The organism is Cupriavidus sp. FW216-B1, assembly GCF_058789195.1.
This window is the reverse complement of record NZ_JBYTEL010000007.1, coordinates 231,072-254,729: the sequence shown is the minus strand read 5'-3', so window position 1 is coordinate 254,729 and position 23,658 is coordinate 231,072. Positions and strand designations below refer to the sequence as shown.

The window sequence follows — 23,658 nt, the reverse complement described above, 5'->3', positions numbered from 1 at the left end:
GCAGGCATCGGCGAGGGCATTGTGGCTGTCCGCCCACGCTCGATAAACATGCTAGAGTGCGATTCTTTGTCTCCGGAGCGGAAACAATGTCCGAGCGCATCGATGCCTCCGTCGCCGACATAGAAGCGTTCGTCGCGGTCGCGCACAGCGGCAGCTTCACGCGCGCCGCCGAGGGTCTGGGAACCAGCAAGTCGAATGTCGGCAAGTCCGTGCAGCGGCTGGAGGCCACGCTTGGCACGCGCCTGTTCCAGCGCACCACGCGCGCGGTGCGGCTGACCGAGGACGGCGAGACCTACCTGATGGCCGCCGAGTCCGCGCTGGAGGGACTGCGCGAAGCCGGACAGGCGCTGGCGGCGCGCCGCGCCGAGCCGATCGGCAAGGTCCGCCTGGACCTGCCGGCGGGCTTCGGCCGGCTGCTGTTCCCGGCGCTGGCGGCACTGCGCCGGCACCATCCCAGGCTCACCTTCGAGCTGGCGCTCAACGACCGCATGTCAGACCCGGTGGCCGAAGGCTGGGACATCGTGGTGCGCATCGGCGAGCTGCCCGCCGACAGCGAGATGACGGTGCGCAAGCTATGCGACCTGCGCCAGGGCCTGTACGCCTCGCCCGACTACCTCGCGCGGCACGGCGAGATCCGCTCGGTGGCGGACCTGTCGGGGCACGATGCCATCGTCTTCCGCGGCCCGTCGGGCCGGCTGCGGCCGTGGCGCGTGGCGGACGGCGCGCACGTGCGCGAGATTTCCCCCAACCCGGTGCTGGCGCTGGCGGACGGCCAGGCACTGGTGGACGCCGCGATCAACGGCTTCGGCCTGACCCAGATCCACGACCGCGTGGCCCGGCCCCACGTCGACGCGGGCCGGCTGCGCCACGTGCTGCCGGACGCGGACGTGCCCGGCCCGCCCGTGCACGCGATGATCCCGCTCGGCCTGCGCATGCCGGCCAAGACGCGCGCGGTGCTCAACCATCTCGTGGACTACCTGCGGCAGCCGCAATAGGCCGCGCCGGCGCGCGGCGCTGCCGGTCGCGCCGGCGGCAATCAGGAAGCGGCCTGCGAATCCTGCGCGCGCCACTCCTTGCGCCGCTGCCGCATCAGGTCCAGCGCGCGGCGCGCGACCTTCCACCACGCGAACGGCCGCGGGTCGGCCAGCATGCTGAGCGCGCGCGCGTAGTCGAGCGTGAGCCCCGGCGTCCACGCCATCGTGACCGCGCGCTTGCGGATCTGCGCGGCCACCCACAGCTCGGGCGTGGCCAGGATGCGGAAGAAGCTCGCCCAGCCGGCGCGGCCGCCGCGCAAGCGGGCCGCGGCGCCTTCGAGCGCGGCCTCGAGCGCGTTCGACACCGTGCTGGAGCAGTTGCGGTGCGTGAGGTTGTAGGTGGTGTCGGCGCGGTAGCGCTCCCAGAACGCGCTCAGCTTGCCCGGGTCGTAGTTGCGGATGCGCACGCGCACCGTCGACGGGCACCAGGCGCGCGACTCGGTGGCGTAGTCAGGCTGGAACTCGCCCGGCACGTCGTTCTCTTGCGTGGCCCGCAGGATGCGGCCGAACTCGTCCGGCGAGCGGTCGATCTCCACGCCCGGATAGAGGCTGATGTAGATGCCCTCGGGCGACTCCAGCGCGGCGTGGCCGGTCGAGATGACGCCGTTCACGTCGACCGCCGCGATGTAGCGGCCGATGATCGGGTGGCGCAGCACCGGCGCCTTGGACGAGCCGGCCGGCGTCCAGACATGGACCGTCAGCGCGTGCTCCTCGTCGCCGGGCGGGCCGTCCCAGCCGGCCTCGGCGAACACCGGCCCGGCGCCGGGCTCGGCCCGGTCGGGCTCGACGGCGGGATGCCTGGCGCGGTTCAGCGCCGGGTTGCGCGCCAGCCGGCGCACGCGCGTGGCCAGCGTGACCAGGTTCAGCCCGCCGAAGAACAGGAACAGCCCGAGGCAGTACGGCAGCGTGCCGACGTAGTGGGTCGGGAACGGCTGGTAGAAGAAGATCGCCAGCAGGATCTCCGCGCAGCCCCACGAGAACGCGGCCTTCCAGCGCCGGTAGCGCACCACCCACGCCGAGATGCACTGGAGCAGGCCGTCGACCAGGAACAGCGTGCCGAAAATCATCGACAGCAGGAAGTTGCCGTGGTGATGGCCGGCCAGGATCAGGATCGCCGCGCCGACCACGGCGAAGCCCTTGACGTAGCGCAGCACGCGCTGGCCGCCCACGCCGGTCCACGCCACCGCCAGCGTGGCCAGCCCCTCGGCGAGGAACAGCCAGGCGAAGACATCGATCGGGAAATAGGCGGCGCCGTCGAGCGCGTCGATGAACACCACGATGCCCGCGATCAGCCACAGAATGCCGATCGCCAGGATCGCGCGGGCGCGCTTGCGCAGATAATCGACGCCAAGCAGCAGCAGCATCAGCCGGACCATGATTCCCCTTTTCTGTGTTTGTCGTTTTTCGTATCTGTCGCCGTCCCGGCGCCGTTGCCGTTGCCGTTGCCGTTGCCGCGCGCCGCGCAGCCTCGAAAATACCATCAATCGGCACGCCCGCGGCGCGGCCCGATTGGGCGGATATTCTGGATAATCCATCCAGGCCGGGACGGTTTATCCGCCGCCGCCGGGCGCTTAAGCTGGATGCCCTGTCAACCCATGAAGGAGACGTGCATGGCAGACCATTCCATCAAGGGCAAGGTCGCGCTGATCGCCGGCGGCGCCAAGAACCTCGGCGGCCTGATTGCCCGCGACCTCGCCGCGCAGGGCGCCAGGGCGGTGGCCATCCACTACAACAGCGCCGCCTCGAAGGCCGACGCCGACCAGACCGTGGCCGCCATCCGGGCCGCCGGCGCGCAGGCCGTGGCGCTGCAGGCCGACCTGACCACCGCCGCGGCCACGGGCAAGCTGTTCGCCGACGCCATTGCCGCCGTGGGCAGGCCGGACATCGCCATCAACACGGTCGGCAAGGTGCTCAAGAAACCGCTGGTGGAGATCACCGAGGCCGAGTACGACGAGATGGCGGCGGTCAACGCCAAGGCCGCCTTCCTGTTCCTGCAGGAAGCGGGCCGGCACCTCAACGACAACGGCAAGATCGTGACGCTGGTGACTTCGCTGCTGGGCGCGTTCACGCCATACTATGCTTCCTATGCCGGCACCAAGGCGCCGGTGGAGCATTTCACGCGCGCGGCGGCCAAGGAATTCGGCGCGCGCGGGATCTCGGTCACGGCGGTGGGGCCCGGCCCGATGGATACGCCGTTCTTCTATCCGGCCGAGGGCGAGGACGCGGTGGCCTACCACAAGACGGCCGCGGCGCTGTCGCCGTTCTCCAGGACCGGCCTGACCGACATCGCGGACGTGGTGCCGTTCATCCGCCATCTGGTCAGCGACGGCTGGTGGATCACCGGGCAGACCATCCTGATCAACGGCGGCTACACGACCAAGTAAGCCACCAAGTAAGCCGCCAGGCGGACGCACCCGCCGCCGGGCCGGCACGGCGGCGGTTGCAACAGATGGCAGGGAGAGGCAGTCGATGGCAGCGAGCCGGCCACATGGATAGATTCGACCAGTACCGCGTGTTCGCCCAGGTGGCGGAGATGGGCAGCTTCATCAAGGCCGCGCATGCGCTGGAGCTGCCGCGCGCGTCGGTATCCGCGGCGATCCAGCAACTGGAGGCGCAGGTCGGCGTGCGGCTGCTGCACCGGACCACGCGCCACGTGCGGCTGACCACCGACGGCGAGCAACTGCTCGAGCGCCTGCGCCCGCTGATGGCCGAGGTGGAGAGCATCGACCAGTTGTTCCACGCCGGCGGGCGGCAGTTGTCGGGCCGGCTCAGCATCGACGCGCCCAGCCGCATCGCCCGCCGCCTGATCGCGCCCGCGCTGCCCGGCCTGCTGCGCCGCCATCCCCGGCTGCAGCTGTCGCTGGGCTCGAGCGACCGCGCCATCGACCTGGCGCAGGAAGGCGTGGACTGCGCGGTGCGCTTCGGCACGCCGCACGACAGCAGCCTGGTGGTGCGGCCGCTCGGCCACGTCGCCCTGGTCAACTGCGCCAGCCCGGCCTACCTGCGCGAGCACGGCGAGCCCGCCCAGCCCGGCGACCTCGCGCACGGCCACTGGGCGGTGGGCTACGCCTCGCCGCGGACCGGGCGCGAACTGCCGTGGGAATACGCCGCGCGCGACGGCGCCACCCACACCATCGAGGTGCCCAGCCGCGTGATCGCGAACAACGTCGAGAGCTATATCGCCTGCTGCCTGGCCGGGCTGGGCCTGATCCAGATCCCGCGCTTCGACGTGCAGTACCTGCTCGACGCCGGCGAACTGGCCGAGGTCATGCCCGGCCACCGCGCCGCCGCCATGCCGGTGTCGCTGCTCTATCCGCACCGGCGCCAGCGCTCGCGGCGGCTGGACATGTTCGCGCAGTGGTTCGAGGAACTGATCCGCCCGCACCTGGACGACTGAATCGGGCGCCGCACGCGCCTATGCCGTCAGCGGCGCCTCGTATTCCTCGCGGAACTGATGCAGCGAACTCTCCACGACCGTCACGGCGCCGTCGATCAGGCCGCAGCGCCCGCTGCCCGGCAGGATGCTGCACAGGTTCTCCAGCGCCTCCAGGTCGGCATGCACGCCCCGGCCGGTATCGATCCGGTTGAGCAGCCGCATCAGCTGGAAGGTGCCGCCCTTGCATGGCGGGCACTGGCCGCACGAGCCCTGGGCGAAGAAGCTCACGTACTCGGCCACCTTGCGCACGATGCTGGTGCCTTCCGACACCACGATCATGGCGCCGGTGCCCAGCCGCGAGCGCCGCAGCCTGACCGAGTCGAAATCGAGCGCGACGTCGAGATCGCGTTTCGTCAGCAGCGTGTTCGAGGGGCCGCCGGTGAACACCGCCTTGAACTCCTTGCCCTGCAGCATGCCGCCGCCATGCTCGAACACGAGCGACTCGAGGCTCGTGCCCATCGGCAGCTCGTACAGGCCGGGGCGCAGCACGTCCCCCGAGAGCGAAAAGAGCTTGGTTCCCGCGGCATTGCCGACGCCGAGGTCCCGGTACCACTGCGCGCCGTGGCGCAGGATGCCGGGAACGTGCGCCAGCGTTTCCGCGTTGTTGACCACGGTCGGCGCGCCGCGCACGCCGTGCTCGGCCGGAAAGGGCGGCTTGCGGCGCGGGAACGGGAAGCCCCCCTCGACGCTGGCGATCACCGCGGTCTCCTCGCCCCCGATGTAGAGCCCCGAGCTGGGCACCACCTCGAGCGACACGGGCCCGCCCACCAGCCGCTCCAGTTCCGCGAAGCGGGGATGCCGCAGCCATTGCCCGACCGCCGCGCGCGTCGCCGCGAGGGATGCCGGCTGGTGCGGGTTGACGTACAGCACGACATGGTTGGCGCGGCACGCCGCGGCGGCGATGAGCGCGCCCTCGATGACCTGGTGCGGCGTGTGCTCCAGAAGGAAGCGGTCCTTGAACGTGCCCGGCTCGTCTTCGTTGCCGTTGCAGATGATGTACTTGTCGCCGTCCGGGGCGGCTGCGACCGGCGCCCACTTGCGATGCGTCGCGAAGCCGGCGCCGCCCATGCCGCGCAGGTCGGCCTGCCCGATCTCGCCGATGATGGCCGCCGGCTCGCGCAGCGCCCGCGCGAGCCCCTCCGCGCCGCCGACCGCGAGCCATGCGTCCAGGTCGGCGCCGACCCGGTTGTCTTCCTTCAGGAGAACCTGGTTCGGTTGTGTCATCGCGCTCCCCCCGCTCCGCTCACCGGACCCCGCGGACCACGCGGCCCCGCGCGCCGGAATGCAGCCCCGCATCGACGCGCAGGTCGAAATTCGCGTAGCCCGGAAACAGCATCGGCGCCTTGACGTGAAGCGGCAGCCCCGCGAGCGTCAGTTCGCGCTGCCAGGCATGCACGTGGCCGATGCCCGCGCGGCTGGCCATCGCGCCGTGCCACGACCCGGCCGCGCTGGCGCCCGCGCGCCGCCCCATGCTCAGGATGTCGAGCAGCGCGTTGCCCATCAGCCGGTTGCGCCCGTGGATGCCGCCCGCCACCTCGCCGACGCAGTACAGGCCACCCACGTTCGTGGCGCCGTCCTTGCCGACCGCCACGCCGCCGTTCTGGTAATGGAGCGTCGGATAGACCAGAAAGGGCTCCCTGGCCGCGTCCTGGCCGCACCGGCGCGCGAGGTGGCTCAGCGTGACGAGGCGCTCGGCCAGGATGCCGGGATGCGCCATTTCCAGCGTCGGCGTGTCGAGGAAGACGCCCACCTGCTGGCCGCGCACGATGCCGCGCCCCTGCGCGCACTCGCGCAGGATCGACGAGGCCACGACGTCGCGCGGCTTGAGCTCGTCGACGAAGCGCTCGCCCTCGCCGTTGATCAGCTTCGCCCCGGCGGAACGCGCCGCCTCCGAGATGAGCCCGCCGGCGAGATGCTCGGGGTAGGCGATGCCGGTGGGATGGTACTGGAACGAATCGAGTTCGCGCAGCCGCGCGCCCATGCGGTAGGCCAGCACCAGGCCATCGGCCGTGGCGCCGTAGTGGTTCGACGTCGGGAACACATTCAGGTGCAGGCGTCCCGCGCCGCCGGTGGCGACGATCACGGCGCGCGCGCGCACCAGCACGAAGGTGCGCCATTCGAGGTTGTAGATCACCGCGCCGGCGCAGTTGCCGCGCTCGTCGGACAGCAGCTCGACCGCCGGGCACCGGTTCCACACCTCGATGCCGGGGTCCAGGTCCACCGCCTCGCGCAGCACCCGCATCAGTTCGAGCCCGGTGTAGTCGCGGTAGGAGAGAATGCGCGCGGCCGACGCCCCGCCCGGCTTCTTGCGCAGCAGGTTGCCGATGGGCCGGTCGTCCTCCTGGTCGAACGTCATGCCGAGCCGGATCAGCCAGCGGATGACGTCGGGGCCGTCCATCACCATCTGCGCGACGAGTTCGGGATCGCCGCGGAAGTGGCCGGCGCGCAGCGTGTCCTCGAAATGCAGCTGGGGGCTGTCGTCCTCGCCGACGGCCGCCTGGATGCCGCCTTCGGCCATCACGGTATTGCTGTCGCCGAGGCGCAGCTTGGTGGCGAGGATGACGCGCGCGCCCTCTTTCGCCGCCGTGAGCGCCGCCGCGCATCCGCCGCCGCCGCCGCCGATCACCAGCACGTCGGTGGTCACGAGCTGGGCCCCCGCGATGTCCACGTCGTCGATCAGCGCGTTGGCCTGCAGCTGGCGCGCCAGATCCGGCTGGCATGGCTCTCCCCGGTTCACGCCGATGGCGAGCGGCACGCGCGCGTCCGGGCCGTGGTCGGGATGAAAGCCTTTCAGGAGGGCGTCGGTGGGGTCGTTGCCGGGATCGTCATCGGGCGCCGCATTGGAGCCGCCGGCACCGCGCACCGCCGGCGTCATGCCGGGCCGGTAGCGCTGGCGGGCCTCGTCATAGGGAATGCCTGCAAGCATGGTATTTGTTGGTCCGGTCAGCGTGGCGGGCGCGCGCCCGGCGCGTCGAAATCGATCCGCATCTCGCCGCTTTCGATCTGCTGCAGCCGGTGCATCAGGTTCGCCGGGCGCAGCCACAGTGCCGCAGTCATGCGCCGCACGAACAGGCCGAGGTGGTTGGGCCGGATCAGCTCGGGACAGGCCAGCGTGCAGAGATTGCACATGACGCATTCGTCGAAGACGCGGCCGGACTCCGCCAGCTTGCCCTCGACGGCGAGGTTCACCCCGCGCTGCACGTCGAGCCCCTTCGGGCACGCGCGGTCGCAGCCGCCGCAGTGGCGGCAATGCGCGGCTTCGGGGAAAGTCTCGCCGATCGATTGCAGCAGATGCCAGCTGTCGCCCGCTTCTTCGGGGCGATAGACGTGGCGCACCGGCGCGGTGAAATACTCGAGCGAGGCCACCTGCATGCCTTCCTCGATCAGGGTCTCGCAGGCAAGCGCGGTGTTGACCTCGCGCTCGCCGCCGCGCCGCACCAGCACGCGGCAGGAGCCGCACACGCCCTGGCCCATGCAGCCGACGCCCTCCACGAGCGTCTGCCCCGCGTGCAGGAACGCCTGCAGGATGGAGCAGTTCGGCGGGGCATCGATCTGGTGGCCTTCGATGGTCAGACGTACCATCCTTCGCACCTTGTCATTTTGTCTGGCGGCGCCGGCGCCACGCTGGCGCACTTGCCTAAAAGATCATATAAACCATAGCACATGGCGGTTATGGCAAAGAGGCAAGCAAGAGGGGAATCGCGATGGCGCCATTCCGGGGGGCCGCTGCCACACGCGCGGCACTGATTTTCACCATCCTCACCCGCGCCGCGGAGCGCCCTGTCCGGCACATATGGCATCATTCCATCATTTTCGTCGGCCTGATCGTCCACATGATGCCGAAAGCCACCCAGGAAAAACGCACCAGACCGGTGCCATTGCCGCGGGCATCGCGGCGCGATTTCTTATTCTTTCCGTCGAAAAGATTCACTTCCGCTTGCGAAGTCCATCGATCAGGATTGCCTGAGCCTCGAACGCGCGCCATGCCGCCGGCAGGCACGGTTCGCGTCGACCGGCACGGGGACTTCGGCCGTCTTCATTCACTGTGTATCCCTCGAGGAGTTCGAAGATGCTCGCCAGGATAGTCGCGCTGTATCGCTACTTCATGTCCGTGGTGCCCTTCCGGCTGACGCCGGCCATCATCACCACGGTCGTGCTCATCACGCTGCTGCTCATCCCCACGCCAGCCGGCCTGAACGACAACGCGTGGGACCTGGTGGCCATCTTCCTGACCACCATCGTCGCCATCATTCTCAAGGTGATGCCGATCGGCGTGATGGCGATGATGGCCATCGTGATCGTGTCGCTGGCGCAAGTGACCTCGAACTCGTCCAAGGGCGCCATCGCCGATGCCCTGAGCAGCTTCTCCAATCCGCTGATCTGGCTGATCGTCGTGGCCGTGCTGATCTCGCGCGGGCTGAAGAAGACCGGGCTCGGCAACCGCATCGGCCTGATGTTCATCGCGCTGCTGGGCAAGCGCACCATCGGCATCGGCTACGGGCTGGCGATCTGCGAGCTGGTGCTGGCGCCGTTCACGCCCAGCAACACCGCGCGCGGCGGTGGCATCGTGCACCCGATCATGCGCTCCATCGCCGGCGCCTTCGACTCCGATCCGGCCAAGGGAACCCAGGGCAAGGTCGGCACCTATCTCGCGCTGGTCAACTACCACGCCAACCCGATCACCTCGGCCATGTTCGTGACGGCGACCGCGCCCAACCCGCTGGTGGTCGACTACGTGGCCAGGGCCACCGGCCAGGCGCTGCACCTGACCTGGACCACCTGGGCGCTGTGCATGCTGGTGCCCGGCCTGCTGTGCCTGCTGCTGATGCCGCTCATCATCTTCGTGCTCAACCCGCCCGAGCTGAAGGCGACCCCCAACGCCATCGACTACGCCAAGGGCGAGCTCGCGCGCATGGGCCCGCTCAGCGGCAAGGAGCGGGTCATGATGGGCGTCTTCGCCGTGATGCTGTTCCTGTGGGCCAACGTGCCGGCGATGATCTTCGGCCCGGCCTTCACCCTCGACCCGACCGTGGTCGCCTTCCTCGGCCTGTTCACGCTGATCATCACCGGCACGATCGACTGGGACGACGTGCTCTCGGAAAAGAGCGCCTGGGACACCCTGATCTGGTTCGGCGCGCTGGTCATGCTCGCGGAGCAGCTCAACAAGCTCGGCGTGATCGCGTGGTTCTCGGCGGACATGCGCGACGCCATCGCCGCCAGCGGCATGGGCTGGCTCGCGGTGGCCTCGGTGCTGGTGCTGGTGTTCGTGTTTTCCCACTACCTGTTCGCCAGCACCACCGCGCACGTCAGCGCGATGATGCTGGCCTTCCTCACCGTGGGCGCGCACCTGATCCCGCCGCCCTACGTGCCGCCCTTCATGCTGATGATGACGGCCGGCTCGGCGATCATGATGACGCTGACCCACTACGCCACCGGCACCTCGCCGATCATCTTCGGCAGCGGCTACGTGACGATGGGACAGTGGTGGCGGGCCGGCGCGGTGATGTGCGTGTTCGAGCTGATCGTCTTCGCCGTGATCGGCGGCGTCTGGTGGAAGATCCTCGGATTCTGGTGATCCGGCCAGCGGCCGGCCGGCGGCCGCCTACAGCAGCCGCAGTTCGGCCAGCGCCAGCGCGAAGGCATCGTTGGGGCGCGGCTTGCGCGACATCTTGACCAGCGTGTAGCGCGCCAGCGGCGGCAGCCGCCGCCACGCCTCGGCCGGGGCCGGCGCGAGGCCGGCCCAGGCGTACTGCGCCAGCACGGCGGCGGGCAGCGCGTCGAGCGCGCGCCACGACGCATCGGGCGCGGCGTCGAGCACGGCCGGCGCGCGGCCGATGTGCTGCCGCATGGCGGCGTCGAGCAATGCCCCGAAGCCGCCACCGTCATCGTCACCGTCATCTCCACCACCATCCTCGTCCCGCGCGCTGTCCAGGCTCGCCGCCACCAGCTGCCGGCGCGCGGGCAGCGGCAGCGCCTGCCACTCCGACAGCGCGATGGTCACGCCCGCGCGGTCGAGCGCGAAGCGCACGCTCATGGGAATGTAGCGCCAGGACTGCATGGCTTCGGCATCGGCCGGAAAGCCGAAGCAGGTGACGCCGGGTTGCGGTGCCGTGGGCATGGTGGTGGTCTCCTGGAGGCGCGTCAGCCGGCCGCGCGCGGCGCGGCGGTACGGTGCAGCAGCACCGGGATGGATTTCGAGGTCGGCGTGTTGCAGAGGTCGGCCACGCTGTCCAGCGGCACCAGCGGGTTGGTCTCGGGATAATACGCGCCGATGCAGCCGCGCGGGATATCGTACTCGACCAGCAGGAAACCGTCGGCGCGGCGCTCGATGCCGTCGTCCCAGACCGTGGTCATGTCCACCCAGTCGCCGGCCGCGAAGCCGAGCAGCGCCAGGTCGTCGCGGTTGATGAAGACCACGCGGCGCTGGCCGAACACGCCGCGGTAGCGGTCGTCCAGCGCGTAGACGGTGGTGTTGTACTGGTCGTGCGAGCGCGTGGTCATCAGCGTCATCAGGCGCTCGCCGTGCTGCGCGCGCGCCCGCGCGATGGGGGTGTCGGCGCTGAGCGGGTTGACCAGGAACACCGCCTTGCCCGAGGGCGTGTGCCATTCGCGCTCGCGCGCGGCCACGCGCAGGTGGAAGCCGCCCGGGTGGGCGATGCGCGCGTTGTAGTCCTCGAAGCCGTCCACCACCGCCGCGATCTTGTCGCGGATGCGCGCGTAGTCCTCGGCGTACCACAGCCACGGCACCAGCGCGTCGCCGAGCGTGGCGCGCGCCATGCGCGCGACGATGGCGGTCTCGGACATCAGGTTGGGCGAGGCCGGGCGGTTCATGCCGTAGGAGACGTGCACCATCGCCACCGAGTCCTCCACGGTGACGCCCTGCGCCACGCCGTTCTGCATGTCGATCTCGGTGCGGCCCAGCGTGGGCAGGATCAGCGCGGCCTTGCCGTGCACCAGGTGGCTGCGGTTGAGCTTGGTGGCGATGTGCACGGTGAGGTCGCACGAGCGCAGCGCGTCCCAGGTGCGCGGCGTGTCCGGCGTGGCCGCGGCGAAGTTGCCGCCCAGCCCGACGAACACCTTGACCTTGCCGGCGAGCATGGCCGCGATGGTCTCCACCACGTCGTAGCCGTGATGGCGCGGCGGCGAGAACGCGAACACCTCGCCGAGCTTGTCGAGGAACGCCGCGGCCGGCTTTTCCTCGATGCCCACGGTGCGGTTGCCCTGCACGTTGGAGTGGCCGCGCACCGGGCACAGGCCCGCGCCCTCGCGGCCGATGTTCCCGCGCAGCATCATCAGGTTGGTGAGCATCTGGATGGTCTGCACTGAATGCTTGTGCTGGGTCAGGCCCATGCCCCAGGTGCAGATCACGCGCTGGCCGCGCGCGTAGATCAGCGCCAGGCCCTCGATGTCCTCGCGCGGCACGCCGGACTCGCGCTCGATCACGCCCCACGGCTCGGCGCGCAGGTCGGCCGCGAACGCCTCGAAGCCGGTGGTGTGGGCGGCGATGAAGCCGGTGTCGAGCACGCGCGGCCGGCCGGCGGCCACGGCCTCGTGGTCGAGCTCCACCACGCGCTTGGCCACGCCCTTGATGAGCGCGTAGTCGCCGCCGATGCGAGGCTGTACGAACACCGAGCAGATCTGCGTGCTCGACATGGTCAGCATTTCCATCGGGTGCTGCGGGCTGGTGAAGCGCTCCAGGCCGCGCTCGCGCAGCGGGTTGATCGAAACCAGGGTAGCGCCGCGCCTGGCGCATTCGCGCAGCTCGCCGAGCATGCGCGGATGGTTCGTCGCCGGGTTCTGGCCGAAGATCAGGATGGTGTCGGCATGCTCGAAATCGTCCAGCGTGACGGTGCCCTTGCCCACGCCCACGGTCAGCGGCATGCCGCGGCTGGTGGCCTCGTGGCACATGTTGGAGCAGTCGGGGAAATTGTTGGTGCCGTAGACGCGCGCGAACAGCTGGTACAGGAAGGCGGCTTCGTTGCTGGCCCGCCCGGAGGTGTAGAACGCGGCCCGGTCGGCGTCGGGCAGCGCGCGCAGGTGGCTGCCGATCAGCGCGAAGGCGTCGTCCCAGGCGATTGCCCGGTAGGTGTCGCTCGACGGGTCGTAGACCACCGGATCGGTCAGGCGGCCGTGCTGCTCCAGCTCGTAGTCGGTCTGCTTCATCAGCGCCTCGACCGTGTGGCGCGCCAGGAACGCCGGCGTCGCGCGCTTGGAGGTGGCCTCGGCGGCCACCGCCTTGACGCCGTTCTCGCAGAACTCGAAGGTCGAGGCGTGCTCGCGGTCGGGCCACGCGCAGCCCGGGCAGTCGAAGCCGTCCGGCTGGTTCTGGCGGAACAGCGTGCGGTAGTTGCCGCCGGCCACCCGCTCCTTGAGCAGGTTGATCGCCACGTACTTGAGCGCGCCCCAGCCGGCGGCGGGGTGCGTATAGGGTTCGATGCGTGCTTTCGGCTTGCTGCTCATGGCGAGGCTCCGGGTTTCCATACAGCGCGGTTGCGTCAGTGGCGGCAGGTTAGTCCGCGCGGCGGCGGGCGGCTTTCGCGGCGGCCCGCCGATGTCGGATTCGCACGGCACCGCGCGGACGGCGGGCGGCCACCACGCGGCCACCGTGCGAATCGGAAGAACGCGCGGGCGGCGCGAATACAGCCGCGGCGCGGCGCGCTACGCTGCGGCCCTGTTCCGTCGCACCCGCCATTCCACCGTCCCCAAGGCCCGCACCGTGATCGTCCGCCCCCCGCAGAACTGGTTTCGCATGCTGTTCGTCTGGAACGGCTCGGTGCTCCAGGACATCATTCCGCAGCTGGTCTTCATGGCGCTGGTGAGCGGGCTCGCAGTGGCCACCGGCGGGCGCGTGCTGGGCGAGAAGATCCCGCTCAATGCCGTTCCCTTCACCCTGTGCGGCGTGGCGCTGACCATCTTCCTGGCGTTCCGCAACAACGCCAGCTACGACCGCTACTGGGAAGCGCGCAAGCTGTGGGGCCACCTGTTCATCGCCTCGCGCACGCTGGCGTCGCAGGCGCTGTGCTACGCCGCGCCGGTGGACGGCGCGTTCGACGGCGCGGCCTTCGCGCGCGGCATCGTCGCCTTCGCCTGCGCGCTGAAGCACCAGTTGCGCGGCACCAGCCCCGCCGCCGACCTGTGGCGCCTGCTGCCCGCGCACGCGGCGGCGGCGCTGGCCGCCAAGCAGTACAAGCCGGTGGCGCAGCTCAACGCGCTGCGCGCGGCGCTGGCAGCCTCGCACCGGCGCCTGGGCATCACCGGCACCCAGCTGTGGATGCTGGACCGCCAGCTCGACCGCCTTGGCGAGGTGGTGGGCGGCTGCGAGCGTATCGCCTCCACGCCGATCCCGTTCGCCTACGGCGTGCTGCTCCATCGCACGGTGTACGCCTACTGCATGCTGCTGCCGTTCGGGCTGGTCGACTCCATCGGCATGGCCACGCCGCTGATCGCCATCTTCGTGTCGTACACGCTGATCGCGCTGGAGGCGATCGCCAGCGACATCGCCGAGCCGTTCGGGCTGGCGCCGAACAACCTCGCGCTGGACGCCATCACGAACGGCATCGAACGCTCGCTGCTGGAACTGTGCGAGCTCGAACTGCCGCCCGCGGCCACGCCCGTGCGCGCCTACCACCTGACCTGAGGAAGCCCGCCATGCCCGAGACGACCAACCCGCCCGCCGCGCGCCGCGGCCCCGGCGGCCAGAACGACGAAGGCGGCGAGCGCGCCGGCAGCATCGCCTGCGCGGTGGTGCGCCACGGCCCCGGCTTCTCCCGCCCCGGCCGCGACCGCGTGGCCGAGGAATTCCCGGTGGCGCTGGTCTTCAACGGCATCTCGCACGCGGTGATGATGACCACCCCGCGCGACCTCGAGGCGTTCGCGGTGGGCTTCGCGCTGACCGAGGGCATCGTCGGGGCCGCCTCGGACATCTTCGACATCGAGCTCGCCATGCATGAGAACGGCGCCGAGGTGCGGCTCCGCATCGCGCAGGAAGCCTTCCTGCTGCTCAAGCAGCGCCGCCGCAGCCTGGCCGGGCGCACCGGCTGCGGCGTGTGCGGGCTGGAAAGCCTGGCGCTGCTCGATCTCGCGCCGGCGCCGCTGGCGCCGGTGCCGGGCCGCGCCGAGATCCTGCCCGAGGCGGTCTGGCGCGCCGCGCGCGACCTGCCGGCGCGCCAGCCGCTGATGCGCGAGACCGGCGGCATCCACGCCGCGGCGTGGTGCGCGCCGGACGGCGGCGTGCTGCGCGTGATGGAAGACGTGGGCCGCCACAACGCGCTGGACAAGCTGATCGGCCAGCTCGCGCTGGCGCGCGCCGACCTGCGCCAGGGTTTCGTCTTCATGTCCAGCCGCGCCAGCTACGAACTCGTGCGCAAGGCCGCGCGCATGCAGATTCCGGCGCTGGCCACGATCTCGGCGCCGACCTCGCTGGCGATCGGCATCGCGCGGCAGGCCGGCATGCGGCTGCTGAGCTTCTGCCGGCGCGACAGCCTCTCCGAGTTCGCCGGCGAGGCGCTCGCGCACTGCTGAGCGCCCCCACGCAACGACCGGGGTGGCGGGCGGCGGCGCTCACGCCGCGCCGAACAGCTCCCTGCACAGCGCCGTGCCGCCCTCGGTCAGCCAGACCGTGCCGGTGGCGCCGTCCGGCTCCATGCGCATGACCAGCAGGTTTCCTTCCTCGAGATCCACCAGCGTGCGCCGCAGCTCGCTCATCGGCAGGCCGGCGCGCTTGCGCAGGCGCGCCAGCGACATGGCGCGGCCGTCGCCGGCCTGGCCGGCCTCCCAGCACACCGCGAGGATGCTCAGCAGCGCGGTGTGCGCCTGGGGGTCCCAGTCCGGGTCCGGGTTGGCGTGCGGGTCCTGGCCGGTCATGGCGTCTCCGTGTGCGTGCGGGGTCGGTGGTCGATGCGAAGGCCGGTTCAGCGGTCGGGCATGGCGGGCACCGGCGTCTCGCGGCTGCGCGCGAGCGCGCTCTGCGCCTCGCGGTTCAGCAGCGCGTAGCTGAGCCGGCTTTCCCACGCCAGCGTGGCCGCGCCGGTCACCAGACAGCATACGCCCGTGTCAGCAGCACAGGCGCCCGCCGCGCCGCAAGCTAAACCTAGGTATGAATCGCGCAAACCATCCGACGCCGCCCGCAACCGTTCGTAGGGCTGGTGGCCCGCCCGGCGCTGCGATACCTTGAATCCATCGCGGACCGACGTCCCGCCCCCATCCAGAACCCACATCGAGGTCCATCATGTTCCATGCCCCGCTCGCGTGCCACCCCGCCCCGGAAGACCTCGCGCCGGCGCCGTCCCGCTGCCCCATCGACCAGGAAAGCGCCTGGCGCTCGCCCGGCGGCGCGGCGCATGGCGTGGTGCCGGTGTCGCGCTGGACGCGCCGCGCCGGCGCGCCGTGCGCGGTGGCCCATCCCGGCAACGACGCGCACCACTGCATCGCCATGAGCCTGAAATGCACCTCGCTGACGTTCACGCACGCCAGCCGCGTGGTGGTGTCCGGCCGCGTGACCGCGGGCGTGGTGCAAGTCACCGCGCCGCGCGTGGCGGTGCGCGCCACCTTCGACGCGCCCAGCGACGTGCTCCACCTGTACGCCTCGCAGGCGGTGCTGGCCGAGTGCTACCAGGACCTGTTCGGCCACGCGCATGCCGGCGACATCGTGCTCGGCGATCCGCGCCTGGTGCAGGACGGCGCGCTCGAGCGGCTGGGGCAGGCGCTGGCGGTGGCGCAGACGCGGGACGGCGGCGCGGGCCGCATCTTCACCGACAGCGTGAGCCTGGCCATCGTCTCGCGGCTGGTGGCGCGCCACTTCCAGCAGGCCGCGCCCAGGGGACGCAACATGACCGCGCTGCCCGCGTGGCGCCTGCGCCGCGCCACCGACTATATCGACGCCCATCTGTCGGAAGCCATCGGCCTGGCCGACATCGCCGACAGCGCCGGCCTCACGCGCATGCATTTCGCCGCGCAGTTCCGCCTCGCCACCGGGCTGCGCCCGCACGAATACCTGCTGCGCCGGCGCATCGAGCGGGCCCAGGTGCTGCTCGGCGCCAGCGGCCAGACCATGCTCGACGTGGCGCTGGGCTGCGGCTTCCGCTCGCAGTCGCACTTCACCACGGTGTTCAAGCGCTTCGTGGGCGAGACGCCCTACAACTGGAAGGTCAAGAGCGGCCTCGAGCGCAAGGCCGCCTGATCCGCATGATGCGCATCATGAGCCGCCGCCGCGCGGCGCGCGCCAGGCCATCCCGAACCGGAGGTGTCGACATGCCAGCCGACAGCAACGTCATCGACCGCGGCGCCCCCGCCCCGCGCGCCGCCGATCCCTGGCAGCAGGCCCTGCGCCTGCTGTCGGCCCGCGCGGAGGGCCTCGCGCCGCCGTGCGCGAACGCCGCGCCGCGCGCGGCGCGCGGCTACTACGGCGCGCTGATCAGCGTGATCGACCGGCCCGGCCCCGGCACCGCCACGCTGGCCTGGCGCGACGCCACCCACTGCCGCTACGGCGACCAGGAATGGGACGCCGCCACCGCGCGCGCGGCCGGCGTGTGCGCCATGAGCGGGCAGGCCATCGCGCCGGGCGACGCCATCTACAAGCCGCGCCCGTGCCGCCCGCGCCCGCGCAATGCCGATGCCATGATCCTGGCAACCGTGCTCGATGCCGCCGCGCAGTGACAGCGGCGGCGGCGCGGCGCGTGCCGCCGGCCTGCTGCGCTGGCCGCTCGCGCTGCTGGCCACCGGCGTGGCCGGCGGCGTGGTCGGCCTCGCCGTGGCCACCCTGCTCCACTTCGTGCAGCACCTCGCCTACGGCTACGGCGCGCTGGCTTCCGAGAGCTTCCTGCAAGGCGTGACGCAATCCTCCCCGCCGCGGCGCGTGGCGGTGCTGTGCCTGTGCGGCATCGTCGCCGGCGCGGGCTGGCGGGCCGTGTACCGCTGGTGCCAGCCGCTGCGCGGCATCGCGCGCGCGGTGCGGGCCGAAGCCTGGCTGCCGCCGTTCGCCACCACCTGCCACGCGCTGCTGCAGGTCATCACCGTGGCGCTGGGCTCGCCGCTCGGCCGCGAGGTGGCGCCGCGCGAGCTGGCCGCGATGCTGGCCGGCGTGCTGGCGCGCCGCCTCGCCCTGCCCGCCGCGCACGCGCGCCTGCTGGTGGCGTGCGGCGCGGGCGCCGGCCTGGCGGCGGTGTACAACGTGCCGCTGGCCGGCGCGGTGTTCGTGCTCGAAGCGCTGCTCGCCACGGCGGGCTGGCGCGCGGTGCTGGCCGCGCTCACTACCTCGTGCCTGGCCGCGCTGGTGGCGCGCGCGGGGCTCGGCAATCATCCGCAATACCTGGTGCCGCACTATCCGGTGACGCCCGCGCTGCTGGCGTGGGCCGCGCTGGCCGGGCCGCTGCTGGGCGCGCTCGGCACCGTGTTCGCGCGCTGGACCGCGGCGGCGCGGCGGCGGGCCGCGGCCGGCTGGTGGCTGCCGCTGCTGTGCGTGCTCAACTTCGCCTGCATCGGGCTGGTCGCCACGCGCTTTCCCGCGCTGCTGGGCAACGGCAAGGGGCCGGCGCAGGTGGGCTTCGACGGCGCCTTCGGCGCCACGGCCGCGCTGGCCCTGCTGGGCCTGCGCGCGCTCTTCACGCTGACCAGCCTGCGCGCGGGCGCGCAGGGCGGCCTGCTCACGCCGGCGCTGGCCATCGGCGCGCTGCTCTCCATCGTGCTGGGCGAGGGCTGGTCCCTCGCCTGGCCCGGCACCGCGCCCGGCGCCTTCGCGCTGGTCGGCGGCGCGGCCTTCCTCGGCGCCACGATGCGCGCGCCGCTCACCGCTGCGGTGCTGATCGCCGAGTTCACGCGGCCCGGCGGCGCCTTGCTGCTGCCGGTGGCGCTGGGCGTGTGCGGCGCGTGGCTCGGCGCCGCCGGCATGCGCCGCCTGCGGGCGGCCGCGGCCTAGCCGCGCGCAGCTTCGCGCGCATCTCCGGCTAAACCAAAGGATAGGGCTGCGCTACCAATGCGCTAGCCCGGCGCACCTCGCGTACGAAGGCGCCGGCGCAACGCGGCTTCTATGCTTTCAGCAAGGAGCCGGCATCGTGCGGTTCCCCCTCGACGGCACACCTGCCGACACCACGCCTCGACCCACCGGAGAACCACCATGACCACCATGACCATCCTGACCCGACGCCTGCTCGCCACCGCCCTGCTAGCCGCCAGCGCGCTCGGCGCCACGCTTGCCCACGCCGCCGACCCGCGCGCCAGCGCGCAGGCCGGCGACAGCCACGGCTACCGCTTCAACGTCGACAGGCCGCGCGACGTCTATACCGACGGCGCGCGCAACGACAAGCGCGACGTCTACCTGGACGGCGCGCACGGCCGCAAGTACGACGCCTTCACCGAGCAACCGCCGCGGCCGTTCGCGGGCCTGCAACTGGCCGGCCGCGACCAGAGCGGCGTGTCGGCATCGCCCGCCGACGAGCAGAACTCGCACGCCTGAACACCGCGACGGCACCGGCGGCGCCCGCGATGCCGGGCGCCATCCACCGTCAATATGCATGCCGCACGAAACCGTGCCCAGGCGCATCGGCTCGCACCGATGACCGGCATGCCTTGCATGGAACGGGGAAGAAGAAGAAGAACCGGGACGGATCGTCGAATCCCGCGCGCCGGGATCCATGAGGGATGTTCACGTACTTCGATACCGCCGATGCCTCGGGCACCGGCACATCACAACGCCGCCGCGCGCGAAACGCGCGCGCCAGGCACAACCAAAGCAAAGCAGCCCGCCCCGGCTGTTCCGGGGCGGGCTGCTGCCGGCGTGGTCTGCATTCAGGCCCCGGCGTAGAACGGGTTGCGCGGCAGGTCGATGCGCGGCACCGTGTCCATCGACGCCTGCATCGGCATGCCGGCCGTCTGCGCGGCAGCCGGCGCGGTCCCTGCCTTGTCGTTGCTGGCCATCTGTTCCTGCGCGGCGACCTTAGCTTCGGCGGCCTGGATGTCGGCCGGATAGGCTGCGTTGTCGATGTGCGGATCGTAGCCGGCCTTCTCGAGGCGGATCAGGTCGGCGCGCACTTCGGCGCGGGTCACGGGGCCTTGCGCGCTCTGTGCGCTCTGCGCGAACGACACCACGGGAGCGGCCATGACGCAGGCGACGAGTACGGTCTGGATCAGCGATTTCATGATGATTACCTCTTTCGGTTGGGTGGCCCGCCGGAGTGCGGTGCCTTGGTTCTTGCGTCAGGATGTGAGCAAGTTGTGATCATTGTTGGTCAGACGTGGTGACTCGCGGCTGACCATCTGATTACAAGGTTGTCACGTTGGCGCTGCGCCGGTCTCGCCCCTCCCGCAAGCCGCTCTTTCCTCTCTTTCCGGGCCGCTCCTGCGCTTCCCGCGCAACATGACGGCTTGGTCATGCGCCAGTCAGCGCCCGGTAAGCCCGCCGCGCCACACTGCATCCATGACCCGGCGCCGCGCGGAACCGGCCCCGCGGCGCCCCGCCACCCCTTGCCTGGAGGCTTCGATATGGATCGTCGGACCCGCCCCGCGGCGCCCCTGTGCCTTCAGCCGGCGCGCGCTCAGGAACAGCACCGGCGTGGCGTGGCTCGCGCGCAGCGCCTTGAGCACCGACCAGCCGTCCATCGCCGGCAGCGTCACGTCCAGCACGATCACGTCGTAGGGATATTCCTGCGCCAGGAACAGGCCGTCGGCGCCGTCGGCGGCCACGTCCACCTGGCAGCCGGATTCCTGCATGCCCTTCTTGAGATAGGCGCCCGCCTTGGGCTCGTCCTCGATCACCAGTACGCGCGTGTGCTTGTCCTCCGCGGCATTGGCGGCGGCCGGGAGCGGCCGCCGCGTCAGCTTGAAGGTAGTGCACGCGCGGCGGCGCGGACAGCCCTACGGTCGGTTGCGCGGCGCGCCCGTCGGGGTGAGGCGGCTATACCGGGGTATGGGCGGCGCGCGGCGCCGTCACGACAGCGCGCCGGACGTCATGCCGAGCGCCTCGGCCTTGAGCACGAAGTCCGCCAGCGAGCGCGAGCCCATCTTCTTCATGGCCTGGCCGCGGTGGATCTTCACGGTGATCTCGCTCAGGCCCATCTCGCCGGCGATCTGCTTGTTCATCAGGCCGCGCACCACCAGCGCCATCACTTCGCGCTCGCGCGGCGTGAGGGTGTCGTAGCGCCGGCGCAGGTCGGCGCTGGACTGGTCGGCCGCGCGCCGCGCGGCGTCGCGCTCGAGCGCGCTGGTCACGGCGTCGAGCATGTCCTGGTCGCGGAACGGCTTGGCGAGGAAGTCGGTGGCGCCCGCCTTCATGGCCTTGACCGACATGGCGATGTCGCCGTGCGCGGTCATGAAGACGATCGGGATCGGGATGCGCCCGGCCGCGATCTGCTCCTGCACGGCCAGGCCGCTCTGGCCCTTGAGGCGCACGTCCAGGATCAGGCAGCTCGGCGCGTCGCCGAGCTCGTGCGCGAGGAATTCCTGCGCCGAGGCGAACGCCTCGACGCGCAGCCCCACCGAGCGCAGCAGCATGCCGACGGCGACGCGCATCGACTCGTCGTCGTCCACCACGTAGACGACCCCCGTACCCCCGCTTGCGCCGGGCTCATTGCTCATGGCTGGCTCCCTTGTTATTGCCTTCGGCCACGCCGGCGGCATCGCCGTCGTCCGGCTCGTGCAGGGGCAGCAGCACCAGCAGCAGCGCGCCGCCCTCCGGCGGCGACTCGGCCCAGATGCGCCCGCCGTGCGCCTCGATGATGGAGCGGCAGATCGACAGCCCCATGCCCATGCCGTCGGCCTTGGTGGTGAAGAAGGCGTTGAACAGGCGCCCGGCGTCCTCGGGCGCGATGCCCTTGCCGGAGTCGCGCACCTCGACCCGCACGTGCCGCTCGTCGGCCGCGCGCGTGGCGACCCGCAGGCAGCGCCGTCCGCCGACCGAATCCATCGCCTGCACCGCGTTCATCAGCAGGTTGATGAGCACCTGCTGGAGCTGGATGCGGTCGCCGCAGATCAGCGCGGGCGGCTCGCCCAGGCGCAGCTCGGCCTCCACGTGGTGGTCCTGCAGCTCGCGCCGCACCAGCGCCAGCGATTCGTCGACCAGCGCGTTGAGGTCCATCTCCGCGTAGCTGGGATCGCGCTTCTGCGCCATCGAGCGGATCTGGCGGATGATCTCGCTGGAGCGCCGGGCGTCGCGGATCATCTGCCGGATCGACTCGGTGGCCTCGCCGACCTCGGGCTGCGGGCGGTTGAGCCAGCGCAGCGCGGAGTCGCCGCAGGTGACGATGGCGGCGATCGGCTGCGTCACCTCGTGCGCGATCGACGCCGCCAGCTCGCCCAGCGTGGTGACGCGCATCACGTGCGCCAGCTCGGACAAGGTGCGCTGCAGCGCCTGCTGCGTCAGCGTGGTGTCGGTGACGTCCATGAGCGCGCCCACGTACTCGTAGCGGCCGGCCGCAGCCACGGTCCGCCGCGCCACCAGGTGCACGTGCTTGACGGTGCCGTCCGGCAGCAGCAGGCGGTGCGCCACGTCGATCTGCGGCATGCCGGCACGCGCCTGCTCGCGCGCGGCCTGCACCAGCGCGAGGTCTTCCGGATGAGTGCGCTCGATCACCCGCTCCGCGCTCGGCTGCACGTCCCGGCCGTAGCCGAAGATGGAGTAGGCCTCGTCCGACCACGTCATGGCGCCCTCGGGCAGCCGCATGGCGATGCTGCCGGTCTTGCTCAGCTGCTGCGCCTCGGCCAGGAAGGCCTCGCTCTGCGCCAGCGCCGCCTCGGCGCGCTGGCGCTCGGTGATGTCGTTGTTGGTGGCGATGATGGCGACCGGCTTGCCGGCGCCGTCGCGCCACAGGGCCCAGCGGCTGGAGATGACCACGCGCGCGCCGTCGCGGCGGACGCGCTCCAGCTCGCCGTCCCAGCGCCCGTTGCGCAGCAGCTCCTCGTGGATCCGCTCCGGCGGGATCGGGAAGCGCGTCTGCGTCAGGCTGTGCATGGGCTGCCCGATGGCCTGCGCGGCGGTCCAGCCGTACACCTCCTCGGCGCCGTGGTTCCAGAAGGTGATGATGTCGTTGAGGTCGTAGACGACGATGGCGTCGTGCGTCATGTCGAGCATCTGCACCTGCTCGCGCAGGCGCGCGTTGCTGGCCAGGTTGCGCACCGCCAGCAGCGAGGTGATGCCGATCGCCAGCAGGCTGAACACGCAGCGCGCCAGCGAGCCGCCGCCCATGTGCGCGCCCTTGGACAGCAGGAAGCCGATCACGGTGAGGACGGCGCAGACCACCGCCACCGTCAGCGTGGCGCGGCGCGAGCCGGTCAGCGCGACCAGCAGCACCACCACCACGTAGAGGACCGCGATGGCGATGTCCAGCGGCGTCAGCGCGTCGATCAGGAAGACCGCGACGGCCAGCAGCGCGGCCGCGCCCAGCAGGATGCGCGAGTCCGACAGCGCGGGGTCGCCCGCCCGGAACGACTCATTCATCGCGGGGCTGCCGGCGCGCGGCGGGCGCGAAGGGAATGGGGGCGGCGCATCTGGGGGGCGGCTCATTTCGGACAAACCGATTCGATGGCATGGTTCCTCGGCGCTTCGTTTTCTGCGGTGGCCGGCGGCGGCCCGGCGAACGCGGCACGCCGGGCATGGCGCGGAAAATTATACCGTTGCGCGGCCTTTGTCCCCGTGCCGGAAACGACGAACCCGGCGGCCAATCCAGCGGCAAACCCATCGACAAGTCCACCGGCGCCGCTCAACGGCCCGGCGCCGCGTCGCCGCGCGCGATCCGGTCCAGGCATTCCTGCACGGAGGCGCCGTCGACCGGCTTGCAGAGAAACGACAGCGCCCCGCTCTCCATCGCCTGCCGGCGGATCGCCTCGGTGCAGAACGCGGTGATGAAGATCACCGGAATGCGGCAGCCGGCCTCCACCAGCTTGCGCTGCATCTCCAGGCCGGTCATGCCCGGCATCTGGATGTCGGAGATCACCCCGGCCACCTCAGCGGCGCGGCCCGAATCGAGAAAGGCGTGGGCCGAAGCGAACAAAAGCACCTTCCAGCCCAGCGAGCGCACCAGGCTTGACGTGGCGAGGCGAACGGAATCGTCGTCGTCAACGATGGCGATTATCTGGTTGTTATGCAAAGCGACTACCTCGACCAAGCTGAGCAATGGGTCCGGCGCGCCAGCGGCGGCGGCGGTCCGGCTACCCTCGACTGCATGATACGGGCGGCGTTTTGCGCGCGGAATCATATATAGG

The 23,658-nt window shown here is 71.2% G+C and carries 23 protein-coding genes and 1 pseudogene; 10 read left to right on the top strand and 14 right to left on the bottom strand.

All coding sequences use genetic code 11. From position 1 onward, the window contains the following. Positions 1–86 precede the first annotated feature (86 nt). A complete protein-coding gene (locus AC3WXD_RS17660) occupies positions 87–995 on the top strand; it encodes a LysR family transcriptional regulator (RefSeq protein WP_020202351.1) in 909 nt (302 codons plus the stop codon). 41 nt (positions 996–1,036) lie between these two features. Here AC3WXD_RS17660 and AC3WXD_RS17655 read toward each other — a convergent pair whose 3' ends face one another. Continuing rightward, a complete protein-coding gene (locus AC3WXD_RS17655) occupies positions 1,037–2,410 on the bottom strand; it encodes an HdeD family acid-resistance protein (RefSeq protein WP_492324305.1) in 1,374 nt (457 codons plus the stop codon). 234 nt (positions 2,411–2,644) lie between these two features. On the opposite strand from AC3WXD_RS17655, the gene AC3WXD_RS17650 reads away from it, so the two are divergent. Then, positions 2,645–3,418, top strand: coding sequence for an SDR family oxidoreductase (locus AC3WXD_RS17650; RefSeq protein WP_454733677.1), 774 nt, complete (start codon positions 2,645–2,647; stop codon positions 3,416–3,418). A 104-nt stretch (positions 3,419–3,522) separates the two neighbouring features. Continuing rightward, complete coding sequence (locus AC3WXD_RS17645; protein ID WP_454733678.1) at positions 3,523–4,431, top strand: LysR family transcriptional regulator; 909 nt, start codon at positions 3,523–3,525, stop codon at positions 4,429–4,431. An 18-nt stretch (positions 4,432–4,449) separates the two neighbouring features. Here the strand turns inward: AC3WXD_RS17645 and AC3WXD_RS17640 are convergent, their stop codons facing one another. The 4 genes from AC3WXD_RS17640 to AC3WXD_RS17625 form a co-directional block, all read right to left on the bottom strand. Further along, a complete protein-coding gene (locus AC3WXD_RS17640) occupies positions 4,450–5,694 on the bottom strand; it encodes a complex I 51 kDa subunit family protein (RefSeq protein WP_020202355.1) in 1,245 nt (414 codons plus the stop codon). A 19-nt stretch (positions 5,695–5,713) separates the two neighbouring features. Further along, complete coding sequence (locus tag AC3WXD_RS17635; RefSeq protein WP_492324304.1) at positions 5,714–7,396, bottom strand: FAD-binding protein; 1,683 nt, start codon at positions 7,394–7,396, stop codon at positions 5,714–5,716. A 17-nt stretch (positions 7,397–7,413) separates the two neighbouring features. Continuing rightward, a complete protein-coding gene (locus AC3WXD_RS17630; protein ID WP_020202357.1) occupies positions 7,414–8,052 on the bottom strand; it encodes a 2Fe-2S iron-sulfur cluster-binding protein in 639 nt (212 codons plus the stop codon). A gap of 217 nt (positions 8,053–8,269) precedes the next feature. Beyond that, complete coding sequence (locus tag AC3WXD_RS17625; RefSeq protein WP_255359638.1) at positions 8,270–8,401, bottom strand: hypothetical protein; 132 nt, start codon at positions 8,399–8,401, stop codon at positions 8,270–8,272. Positions 8,402–8,539: 138 nt separating this feature from the next. Here AC3WXD_RS17625 and AC3WXD_RS17620 point away from each other — a divergent pair, with 138 nt between their 5' ends. After that, on the top strand, positions 8,540–10,045 hold the full coding sequence (locus tag AC3WXD_RS17620) for a DASS family sodium-coupled anion symporter (RefSeq protein ID WP_020202358.1): 1,506 nt from the start codon (positions 8,540–8,542) through the stop codon (positions 10,043–10,045). A gap of 27 nt (positions 10,046–10,072) precedes the next feature. Here AC3WXD_RS17620 and AC3WXD_RS17615 read toward each other — a convergent pair whose 3' ends face one another. Next, a complete protein-coding gene (locus AC3WXD_RS17615; RefSeq protein ID WP_020202359.1) occupies positions 10,073–10,588 on the bottom strand; it encodes a nitrate reductase associated protein in 516 nt (171 codons plus the stop codon). A 23-nt stretch (positions 10,589–10,611) separates the two neighbouring features. Continuing rightward, the gene (locus AC3WXD_RS17610) at positions 10,612–12,930 is read right to left on the bottom strand and encodes an FdhF/YdeP family oxidoreductase (RefSeq protein ID WP_492324303.1); all 2,319 of its coding nucleotides are present in this window, start codon (positions 12,928–12,930) and stop codon (positions 10,612–10,614) included. 256 nt (positions 12,931–13,186) lie between these two features. Between AC3WXD_RS17610 and AC3WXD_RS17605 the strand changes: the two genes are divergently transcribed. Both AC3WXD_RS17605 and fdhD read left to right on the top strand, forming a co-directional pair. Continuing rightward, positions 13,187–14,107 carry a bestrophin family protein gene (locus AC3WXD_RS17605; RefSeq protein WP_029043455.1) on the top strand — a complete coding sequence of 307 codons (921 nt, stop codon included), beginning with the start codon at positions 13,187–13,189 and terminating at the stop codon, positions 14,105–14,107. A gap of 11 nt (positions 14,108–14,118) precedes the next feature. Next, positions 14,119–14,991: a formate dehydrogenase accessory sulfurtransferase FdhD gene (gene fdhD / locus AC3WXD_RS17600; RefSeq protein ID WP_454733682.1), complete on the top strand. Its 873-nt coding sequence runs from the start codon at positions 14,119–14,121 to the stop codon at positions 14,989–14,991. Between the two features lie 39 nt (positions 14,992–15,030). Here fdhD and AC3WXD_RS17595 read toward each other — a convergent pair whose 3' ends face one another. Continuing rightward, positions 15,031–15,333, bottom strand: a complete 303-nt coding sequence (locus AC3WXD_RS17595; RefSeq protein WP_492324302.1) for an ArsR family transcriptional regulator — start codon at positions 15,331–15,333, stop codon at positions 15,031–15,033. Positions 15,334–15,380: 47 nt separating this feature from the next. After that, positions 15,381–15,503: a hypothetical protein gene (locus tag AC3WXD_RS17590; protein WP_492324301.1), complete on the bottom strand. Its 123-nt coding sequence runs from the start codon at positions 15,501–15,503 to the stop codon at positions 15,381–15,383. 194 nt (positions 15,504–15,697) lie between these two features. Here AC3WXD_RS17590 and AC3WXD_RS17585 point away from each other — a divergent pair, with 194 nt between their 5' ends. From AC3WXD_RS17585 to AC3WXD_RS17570, 4 genes are all read left to right on the top strand, one after another. Further along, positions 15,698–16,648, top strand: a complete 951-nt coding sequence (locus tag AC3WXD_RS17585) for a helix-turn-helix domain-containing protein (protein WP_059412441.1) — start codon at positions 15,698–15,700, stop codon at positions 16,646–16,648. A gap of 71 nt (positions 16,649–16,719) precedes the next feature. Beyond that, entirely contained in the window at positions 16,720–17,124 is a 405-nt protein-coding gene (locus AC3WXD_RS17580; protein ID WP_454733684.1) for a DUF3331 domain-containing protein, read from the top strand. Beyond that, positions 17,108–18,382 (top strand): chloride channel protein, encoded by a 1,275-nt coding sequence (locus AC3WXD_RS17575; RefSeq protein WP_492324300.1) that lies wholly within the window; start codon positions 17,108–17,110, stop codon positions 18,380–18,382. The genes AC3WXD_RS17580 and AC3WXD_RS17575 overlap by 17 nt, the downstream gene beginning before the upstream one ends. A 198-nt stretch (positions 18,383–18,580) precedes the next feature. Further along, positions 18,581–18,919: a hypothetical protein gene (locus AC3WXD_RS17570; protein ID WP_492324299.1), complete on the top strand. Its 339-nt coding sequence runs from the start codon at positions 18,581–18,583 to the stop codon at positions 18,917–18,919. A 332-nt stretch (positions 18,920–19,251) separates the two neighbouring features. Here AC3WXD_RS17570 and AC3WXD_RS17565 read toward each other — a convergent pair whose 3' ends face one another. The 5 genes and pseudogenes from AC3WXD_RS17565 to AC3WXD_RS17545 all read right to left on the bottom strand — a co-directional run bounded on the left by AC3WXD_RS17565 (position 19,252) and on the right by AC3WXD_RS17545 (position 23,543). After that, positions 19,252–19,602, bottom strand: coding sequence for a DUF4148 domain-containing protein (locus AC3WXD_RS17565; protein WP_492324298.1), 351 nt, complete (start codon positions 19,600–19,602; stop codon positions 19,252–19,254). Between the two features lie 387 nt (positions 19,603–19,989). Further along, a pseudogene (locus AC3WXD_RS17560) lies at positions 19,990–20,217 on the bottom strand (response regulator); the annotation flags it as partial. 171 nt (positions 20,218–20,388) lie between these two features. Beyond that, on the bottom strand, positions 20,389–21,036 hold the full coding sequence (locus tag AC3WXD_RS17555) for a response regulator transcription factor (protein WP_029043456.1): 648 nt from the start codon (positions 21,034–21,036) through the stop codon (positions 20,389–20,391). Beyond that, positions 21,026–22,894, bottom strand: coding sequence for a PAS domain-containing sensor histidine kinase (locus tag AC3WXD_RS17550; RefSeq protein WP_492324297.1), 1,869 nt, complete (start codon positions 22,892–22,894; stop codon positions 21,026–21,028). Before AC3WXD_RS17550 ends, AC3WXD_RS17555 begins: the two co-directional genes overlap by 11 nt. Positions 22,895–23,156: 262 nt before the next feature. After that, the gene (locus AC3WXD_RS17545) at positions 23,157–23,543 is read right to left on the bottom strand and encodes a response regulator transcription factor (protein ID WP_020202373.1); all 387 of its coding nucleotides are present in this window, start codon (positions 23,541–23,543) and stop codon (positions 23,157–23,159) included. Between the last annotated feature and the right edge of the window lie 115 nt (positions 23,544–23,658).